Genomic DNA, 7,859 nt, shown 5'->3' with positions numbered 1-7,859 from the left:
CCCTCCCGGGCGTGGCCGGCGCCCCCGGGCGCCGCCCCCCCCCCGGGAAGCTGTCAGGGTCAGGCCGCCGAGGCGATCGCGCTGGTGGAGGTGACCACCCGGTCCTTGCCGGCGTGCTTGGCGGCATAGAGGAGTTCGTCGGCGATGCGCAGCGCTTCGCTTGGATCGCCGGTGACCGTGGTGACGCCGGCGGAGAAGCTGATCCGGCCGATCGGCATGTCGGTGGTCTGGTCGCGCAGCATGCGTTCGCGCAGCCTGGCGCGGCAGGCGTCGAGCGTGTCCGCGGCATCCTCGGCATCGCTGCCTTCGAACAGGCAGATGAACTCCTCGCCGCCATAGCGGCCGACCGTCACCCGGCGGCCGAGGAACTCGCTCAGCGTGCGACCGACGAAGCGGAGCACCCGGTCGCCGGTCTGGTGGCCGTGGCGATCGTTGATCGCCTTGAAATTGTCGATGTCGCAGAGCGCCAGCGCGAAGGGCGCGGCGTCGGTGCGGGCCAGGGCTTCCTCCATGCGGGTGAAGAAGCCGCGGCGATTGGGCAGGCAGGTGAGGTGATCCTCCTCCGCCTCGCGCACCGCGCGCTGGAGATCGGCGCGCAGGCGCTTGGTGTCTTCGCGCGTGCGCTCCAGCCGGCCGCCGATCCTGCGCGTGGTCTCGGCCACGTCGAGCGTCGCCGAAAGCAGCCGGCGATAGGCTTCGGCCGGTTCATTCTCCATCTGGCCGGCGGCTTCGCCGAGCGCGGTCGAATAGGCACTGGTCGAAGCCGAGGCATCGCCGACGGCGCCAAGGCATTCGGCAACCTTGGCCTCGAGCTGGCGGGTGAGCTTGTCGAGCTTGTCGGGCGTGTCGTTGGGCGTGCAGCGCTCGACGATCCGCTCCACGTCGCGGTCGCTGAGCTTGCCCTTGAATTCGAGAACCGTCTGGGCCGCCTGGATCAGCGCGGTATCATTGCCGTCGAGGAAGCGGCTGGCGAAGTCGAAATTGGTCGTGGTCGGCTCGAGACCATATTGAAACAGCAGGGCGCCGACCTGCTCGTAGCGCAGGCGATACTGCGCGACCCGATCGGATTCGGTGCCGTCGCTGCGCCGGAACCAGGAGGTGAGGCGGTCGAGCGGGGAATGGAGCGAGACAGGCGCGTTCATGCCCGCGACTCGCCAATTCGGCCGGTGCTGAGTCGCACGGCCTCCCGTTTCGGACCTTTCCTGTAATTCCTGAACCTTACCGGCATTTCCACCCCCGTTTCGACGAGAATGCTACGCGGCGGATCGTTAATTTTCAGGCCACCAAAGCTCGGAAAGCCGTGGATAACCGGGCGTCCGGGCCGAAAATTATAGGATGGATCGGATATTCTCCGGCGGGCGGCCGAGGCGAACGCCCTTCTCGGTGACGACCAGCGGGCGCTCGATCAGGATCGGGTTTGCGGCCATCGCATCGAGGATGGTGTCGTCGTCCGCGCCCTTGAGCGGCTTGGCGGCGTCCTCGGCGATGCGCAGGCCTTCGCGCGGGGTCATGCCGGCGCGGGCATAGAGGTCCTTCAGCGTGTCGCGGCTCGGCGGGGTCTTGAGATACTCGATGATCTCGACCTCGATGCCCGGCGTCTCGTTCAGGATCGCCAGCGCCTCGCGTGACTTGGAGCAGCGGGGATTGTGGTAGATCGTGGCCTTCATGCTCGCTTGCCCCAACCGCTCGTCATCCCAGCGAAGGCGGGGATCCAGGGTTTCTCTGCTGTACCGCTTCTGACTCTGGATCCCCGCCTTCGCGGGGATGACGGAGGAAATAGGATGCCGGGATGACGCTTAGTCGTCCTGGCGTGCCAGCCACTCTTCGAGCCACTTGATCGTGTACTCGCCCTTCTGGAACTCGGGGTCGTCGAGCAGCGCCTGGTGGAGCGGGATGGTGGTCTTCATCCCGTCGATCACGAACTCCTCCAGCGCCCGGCGCAGGCGGCGCAGCGCGCCCTGGCGGGTGGTGCCGTAGACGATCAGCTTGGCGATCATCGAGTCGTAATAGGGCGGCACCTTGTAGCCGGCGTAGAGGCCCGAATCGACGCGGACGTTCATGCCGCCCGGCGCGTGATAGCCCTTCACCAGGCCCGGCGAGGGGGCGAAGGTGCGCGGGTCCTCGGCGTTGATGCGGCACTCGATCGCATGGCCGCGGAAGACGACGTCCTCCTGGCGCAGCGTCAGGCCATGGCCCTCGGCGACGCGGATCTGCTCGCGGACGAGATCGAGGCCGGTGATCGCCTCGGTCACCGGATGCTCCACCTGCAGGCGGGTGTTCATCTCGATGAAGTAGAACTCGCCATTTTCCCACAGGAACTCGATCGTGCCGGCGCCGCGATAGCCCATGTCGGCCATCGCCCTGGCGCAGATCCCGCCGATGCGCTCGCGCTCCTCGGACGAGAGGACGGGCGAGGGGGCTTCCTCGAGCACCTTCTGGTGGCGGCGCTGGAGCGAGCAGTCGCGCTCGCCGAGGTGGATGGCGTTGCCATTGCCGTCGCCGAACACCTGCACTTCGATGTGGCGCGGGTTGCCGAGATACTTTTCGAGATAGACGGTGGCGTCGCCGAAGGCGGCCTTGGCCTCGCTGCCCGCCTGGAGCATCTGCGCTTCGAGATCGGCCGGGTTGGTCACGACCTTCATGCCGCGGCCGCCGCCGCCCGACGCGGCCTTGATGATCACCGGATAGCCGGCAGCTTCCGCGATCTTCTTGGCTTCCTCGACATCGCTGATCGCGCCGTCCGAGCCGGGGACGAGCGGCAGGCCGAGCGCACCGGCGGTGCGCTTCGCCTCGATCTTGTCGCCCATCGTGCGGATATGCTCGGGCTTGGGGCCGACGAAGATGATGCCGTGCGCCTCGACGATCTCGGCGAACTTGGCGTTCTCCGAGAGGAAGCCATAGCCCGGGTGGATCGCATCCGCGCCCGAGATCTCCGCCGCGGCGATGATCCGGTCGATCTTCAGATAGCTCTCGGCGGCAGCCGGCGGCCCGATGCAGATCGCCTCGTCGGCGAGGCGGACATGCATCGCGTCCGAATCGGCGGTGGAGTGCACCGCGACGGTCTTGATGCCCATCTCGTGGCAGGCACGATGGATGCGCAGCGCGATCTCGCCGCGATTTGCGATCAGAAGCTTCTTGATCTCGGGCAAGGCGCTTACTCGACCACCACGAGGGGCTGGTCGAACTCGACCGGCTGGCCGTTGTCGACCAGGATCGCCTTGACCGTGCCGGCCGAGGTGGCGTGGATCGGGTTCATCACCTTCATCGCCTCGATGATCAGCAGCGTGTCGCCGGCCTTCACCGACTGGCCGACTGCGATGAAGTTCGCGGCTTCCGGGTTCGGCGCGAGATAGGCGGTGCCGACCATCGGCGACTTGACGGCGTTGAGCGCGGCGACCGGCGCCGCCTCGGCGGCCGGAGCCGCAGCGGCGGGCGCGGCAACCGGGGCGGCCACGGGCGCGGCCATCGGCGCCTGCATGATCGCGGGCGCAGCCTGCACGGTGCGGGCGACGCGGACCTTGCGGTCGGCGTCCTCGACCTCGATTTCGGTCAGATTGGTTTCGTCGAGCACCGCGGCGAGCTGGCGCACCAGCTCGATATCAACCTGCATGGCGCCCGCCTTGTCGTTCTTGTCTGCCATTTGATCTCGTTCTTCCGATGAAACCGCGCCCTTTGTCAGAGGAGCGCGGCGGCTTCAAGCGCAAGCATGTAGGACAGCGCCCCGAAACCGGAGATGGTTCCCTTGGCGGCCATGCCCACATAGCTGTGGTGGCGAAACTCCTCCCGGGCAAGCGGATTGGAGAGATGGACTTCGAGTACCGGCGTCCTGATCGAGCGGATCGCATCGTAGAGCGCCAGGCTGGTATGGGTGAAGGCACCGGCATTCAGCAAGACGGCTTTTGCACCGCGCGCCTGGGCCTCGTGCAGCCAGTCGACCAGATGGCCCTCATGGTTGGACTGGCGCAGGTCGATCTCGAGATCGAGCTCCTTGGCACGGTCTTCCAGCCGGCCGGCAATGTCGTCGAGCGTGTCCGAACCGTAGATCTCCGGCTCGCGCAGCCCCAGCAGATTCAGGTTGGGACCGTTGAGGACGTAGATCGTGTTGGCCAAGGCCAAGCCTTTCGGTTGCGGGCGCGGGAGCGGCTTCCCTATATGAGCCCGCGCTTCCGATCAATTTCCAAGGACAGTTCATGCACAGCGACGGCACCGTCTCCATCACCGTAAACGGCGAGCACAAGCGGGTGACGGCCGGCCTGACCATCGCCCAGCTGGCCGAGGAGCTCGGCCTGGTGCCCGCCAAGCTGGCGGTGGAGCGCAACCTTGAGGTCGTTCCGCGCTCGACACTGGACCAGGTGGTCGTCGAGGATGGCGACGAGCTGGAGATCGTCCACTTCGTCGGTGGCGGCGACCATGGCAAGCCGGTGGACGAAGACACGTGGAGCGTCGCCGGCAAGACCTTCCGCTCGCGGCTGATCGTCGGCACCGGCAAGTACAAGGATTTCGAGCAGAACGCGGCAGCGGTGGCTGCTTCGGGCGCCGAGATCGTCACCGTGGCGGTGCGCCGGGTGAACGTCAGCGATCCGAACGCGCCGATGCTCACCGACTATATCGATCCCAAGAAGATCACCTACCTGCCCAACACCGCCGGCTGCTTCGACGCCGAATCGGCGATCCGCACGCTGCGCCTGGCGCGCGAGGCGGGCGGCTGGGAACTAGTGAAGCTCGAAGTGCTGGGCGAGGCGCGGACTCTCTACCCGGACATGGTCGAGACTCTCCGGGCCACGGAAATTCTGGCGAACGAAGGCTTCAAGCCGATGGTCTATTGCGTCGACGATCCGATCGCCGCCAAGCGGCTGGAGGATGCGGGCGCGGTGGCGATCATGCCGCTGGGCGCGCCGATCGGCTCGGGCCTGGGCATCCAGAACCAGGTGACGATCCGGCTGATCGTGGAAGGCGCCAAGGTGCCGGTGCTGGTCGATGCCGGCGTGGGCAGCGCTAGCGACGCCGCGATCGGCATGGAGCTGGGCTGCGACGGCATCCTGATGAACACCGCGATCGCCGAGGCCAAGGACCCGATCCTGATGGCGGCTGCGATGAAGGCGGCAGTGGAAGCCGGCCGGCTTTCCTATCGTGCCGGGCGCATGGCCAAGCGCCGCTATGCCGATCCGTCGAGCCCGCTGGCAGGCCTGATCTGATGCGGGGCGCTGCTGCGGCGCTTGCGTTGCTGGCGCTCTCGGCCTGCCATCCCAAGCCCGCCAACGTGCCCAAGGAGGCACGCTCGATCTCGGCCGAGCCGGTGACGCTCACCGCGGCGGACGGCGTGAAGATCGCCGGCGTCCATACCGGCGTGGAGAAGCCCAAGGCGCTGATCCTGCTCTTCCACCAGGCCGAATCGGGCAAGGACGAATACGCCACGATCGCGCCGCGCCTCGCCACCTGGGGCTATGCCTCGCTGCGGATCGACCAGCGTGCCGGCGGCGAGCTGTTCGGCGGAAACGCGACCGCCAAGGGCGTGGGCGTGAAGCCGGGCCATGTCGCGACTCCGGCCGAATATCTGGCGGCGAAGCCGGATCTGGAGGCCGCGCTTGCCTGGGCCGAGGCGAAGAAGCTGCCGGTGATCCTGTGGGGCAGCAGCTATTCGGCATCGCTGGTATTTCTGCTCGCGGCCGAGCATCCCGAGCTGCGGGCGGTGATGGCCTTCTCGCCGGGCGAATATTTCGACGACAAGACGCTGGTGGCGAAGGCTGCGGCCAAGGTGCGGGTGCCGGTGTTCGCGACCTCCGCCAAGGACGGGCACGAGATCGACGCGGCGCGCGACATCCTCGCCGCGGTGCCCGGTGCCAAGGAGCAGTTCGTGCCCAAGCTGGGCGGGGTGCACGGCTCGTCGACCTTGCTGCGTGCGAAGAACCCGGACGGCTCCGAGCCGGCCTGGTCAGCGGTGCTGGCGTTCCTGCAGAAGGTGGCACCGTGAGGCCGGGTTTTCTTACGTCATCCCGGCCTTGAGCCGGGATCCCGCTTCTTCTTTGTCAGGATAGGGCAGCGGGACCCCGGCTCAAGGCCGGGGTGACGAGATGTTGTACAGATCTAATGGGGCCGCCGCACCAGCCACACCGATCTTCCGCCGATCGCGGCATCCTCGGGCTTGTAGGCGACTTCGAACAGGCCAGTCTTCGCGAACACCGCGCGATATTCGGCCGGATCGGCGCTGGCGTGGAAGAGCTCCTCGCCGAACTGGCAGCCCATTGCGGTGCCGCGTGCCGGGCCGGTGTTGAACAGCAAGGTGCCACCCGGCGCCAGCCAGGGCGCTAGACGCGCGATCAGGGCAAGCTGGTCGTCGGCGGGCAGGTGGAAGGCGCTGTCCCAGGCGATGATCCCACCATAGGCGGTGTCGAGCGGCACGCTGCGCATATCGGCTACAATCCAGCGCTCGCGCGGAAAGCGGGTGCGGCACAGCGCGATCATCTCGTGCGAGGCATCGACGCCGGTGACCGGATGATGATGGGCGATCAGGTAGCGCGCGATCGGCTCGCCCGCCCCGCAGCCCAGATCGAGCACCGGTGCGCCCTTCGTCACCCCCAGCAGGAATCGGTCGAGCCAGGCGCGTTCGGCGAAGCGCTTGCGCCGCTCATGGTCGAACGCGTGCGCATGTCTTTCATAATGTTCGGCAATCCGCTCAGGCATGACGGAACCCATTTCCAGCGCGGACCGTTGTTTCAGTCGGACGGATGACAAGCGCGGCCAAGCGCCAATCCGCGGCTAGGAGACTGGAATCATGGGCGAACTTACCGACAAGATCAAGGGCAACGTCAACGAGCTGGTGGGCAAGGCCAAGCAGGCCGTGGCCGGCGATCCCGCCGACCCGCAGCGCACCCATGCCGACGACAAGCTGGATGCCGAGGGCAAGGCCCAGGAGCTCAAGGGCAAGGGCCAGCAGTTCATCGGCAAGGTGAAGGGCGCTCTCGGCGACGATATCTGATCCGCCCAGGCGGATACTCGGGTGAGGCCGCTCCGGGAAACCGGGGCGGCCTCTTTGTATGGCGGGTGCTCGCGTTTAGGATGCGGCCATGGTTTCGAAGACCAGCCTCACGGAAAGCGTGCGTGGCCACCGGGTGGAGGAGGTGCGCGAGGGGCTGGCGCTACGTCCCGACCTGCTTGGCCAACGCGACGAGCGTGGGCGGAACTGGCTCCACCTGGCTTGTTCGGTGCCCGGCACGCCGATCGCGATGGCGGAATTGCTGCTCGGCCTGGGCCTGGGACTGGACGATGCCGCTTTCACCGAAGGGGAATGGCGGGCCACGCCGCTCTGGTTCTCTATCGCGCGCGGCCAGAACTATCCGCTGGCCGAATATCTGCTGAAGCGTGGCTGCAATCCCGATTTCTGCCTGTTCGCCGCCGCCTGGAACGAGGATCGTGCGACGATTCGGCTGCTGCTGACGCATGGCGCGGATATCGAGGAAGGCGCGGGCCGCGGCGAGACCCCGCTGCTGGGGGCGGTGGGCTGGAGCAAGTTCGGTCCGGCGGAGGAATTGCTGGATGGCGGCGCCAATCCCGATGCGCGCGACGGCAAGGGGCGGACCGCGCTGCACCTGATGCTCAGGAAGGGCAGCGCGGCCGGGCATTTCGCGATGTTCGTGGCGGCCGGCGCGCGGGGGGATATTGCCGATGCCGAAGGGCGGACGGCAGTAGAGCTGCTGCGGCGGAAGCGCGATCCGGTGTGGAAGGGAATCGCCGAGGGGCTGGTGAGCCTCTCCTCCCGCTGACCTGTTTCCCGGCGAAGGCCGGGGCCCAGAGCCACAAGCGCAACGGCGGAGCAACCCTGGACCCCGGCCTTCGCCGGGGGACAGGTTGGTGGTGGGCTC

10 protein-coding genes are annotated in these 7,859 nt (G+C 67.3%); 4 read left to right on the top strand and 6 right to left on the bottom strand.

Going from position 1 to position 7,859, the window contains the following annotated elements; all coding sequences use genetic code 11:
- Positions 1 to 59: 59 nt before the first annotated feature.
- The 5 genes from AAHM44_RS24370 to aroQ all read right to left on the bottom strand — a co-directional run bounded on the left by AAHM44_RS24370 (position 60) and on the right by aroQ (position 4,110).
- Entirely contained in the window at positions 60 to 1,142 is a 1,083-nt protein-coding gene (locus tag AAHM44_RS24370) for a GGDEF domain-containing protein (RefSeq protein ID WP_342251607.1), read from the bottom strand.
- Positions 1,143 to 1,328: 186 nt separating this feature from the next.
- The gene (gene arsC, locus AAHM44_RS24365; protein WP_342251606.1) at positions 1,329 to 1,667 is read right to left on the bottom strand and encodes an arsenate reductase (glutaredoxin); all 339 of its coding nucleotides are present in this window, start codon (positions 1,665 to 1,667) and stop codon (positions 1,329 to 1,331) included.
- 129 nt (positions 1,668 to 1,796) lie between these two features.
- Positions 1,797 to 3,149, bottom strand: coding sequence for an acetyl-CoA carboxylase biotin carboxylase subunit (gene accC, locus AAHM44_RS24360; RefSeq protein ID WP_342251605.1), 1,353 nt, complete (start codon positions 3,147 to 3,149; stop codon positions 1,797 to 1,799).
- A 5-nt stretch (positions 3,150 to 3,154) separates the two neighbouring features.
- Complete coding sequence (gene accB / locus AAHM44_RS24355) at positions 3,155 to 3,640, bottom strand: acetyl-CoA carboxylase biotin carboxyl carrier protein (RefSeq protein ID WP_184169532.1); 486 nt, start codon at positions 3,638 to 3,640, stop codon at positions 3,155 to 3,157.
- Positions 3,641 to 3,675: 35 nt separating this feature from the next.
- Positions 3,676 to 4,110 carry a type II 3-dehydroquinate dehydratase gene (gene aroQ / locus AAHM44_RS24350; protein WP_269574464.1) on the bottom strand — a complete coding sequence of 145 codons (435 nt, stop codon included), beginning with the start codon at positions 4,108 to 4,110 and terminating at the stop codon, positions 3,676 to 3,678.
- 80 nt (positions 4,111 to 4,190) lie between these two features.
- Between aroQ and thiS the strand changes: the two genes are divergently transcribed.
- Complete coding sequence (gene thiS / locus AAHM44_RS24345; protein WP_342251604.1) at positions 4,191 to 5,195, top strand: sulfur carrier protein ThiS; 1,005 nt, start codon at positions 4,191 to 4,193, stop codon at positions 5,193 to 5,195.
- Positions 5,195 to 5,971: an alpha/beta hydrolase gene (locus AAHM44_RS24340; RefSeq protein WP_269574466.1), complete on the top strand. Its 777-nt coding sequence runs from the start codon at positions 5,195 to 5,197 to the stop codon at positions 5,969 to 5,971. Before thiS ends, AAHM44_RS24340 begins: the two co-directional genes overlap by 1 nt.
- Before the next feature lie 113 nt (positions 5,972 to 6,084).
- On the opposite strand, the gene AAHM44_RS24335 is transcribed toward AAHM44_RS24340, so the two are convergent.
- Positions 6,085 to 6,681, bottom strand: coding sequence for a class I SAM-dependent methyltransferase (locus AAHM44_RS24335; RefSeq protein ID WP_269574467.1), 597 nt, complete (start codon positions 6,679 to 6,681; stop codon positions 6,085 to 6,087).
- A 91-nt stretch (positions 6,682 to 6,772) separates the two neighbouring features.
- On the opposite strand from AAHM44_RS24335, the gene AAHM44_RS24330 reads away from it, so the two are divergent.
- Both AAHM44_RS24330 and AAHM44_RS24325 read left to right on the top strand, forming a co-directional pair.
- Complete coding sequence (locus AAHM44_RS24330) at positions 6,773 to 6,976, top strand: CsbD family protein (RefSeq protein ID WP_269574468.1); 204 nt, start codon at positions 6,773 to 6,775, stop codon at positions 6,974 to 6,976.
- A gap of 88 nt (positions 6,977 to 7,064) precedes the next feature.
- Positions 7,065 to 7,760: an ankyrin repeat domain-containing protein gene (locus tag AAHM44_RS24325; protein WP_342251603.1), complete on the top strand. Its 696-nt coding sequence runs from the start codon at positions 7,065 to 7,067 to the stop codon at positions 7,758 to 7,760.
- Positions 7,761 to 7,859: the final 99 nt, after the last annotated feature.

The organism is Sphingomonas sp. OTU376, assembly GCF_038440415.1.
Lineage (GTDB): Bacteria > Pseudomonadota > Alphaproteobacteria > Sphingomonadales > Sphingomonadaceae > Sphingomonas > Sphingomonas kyeonggiensis_A.
Note: the sequence above shows the minus strand (reverse complement) of the source record. Positions and strands in the feature narration are given on the sequence as shown.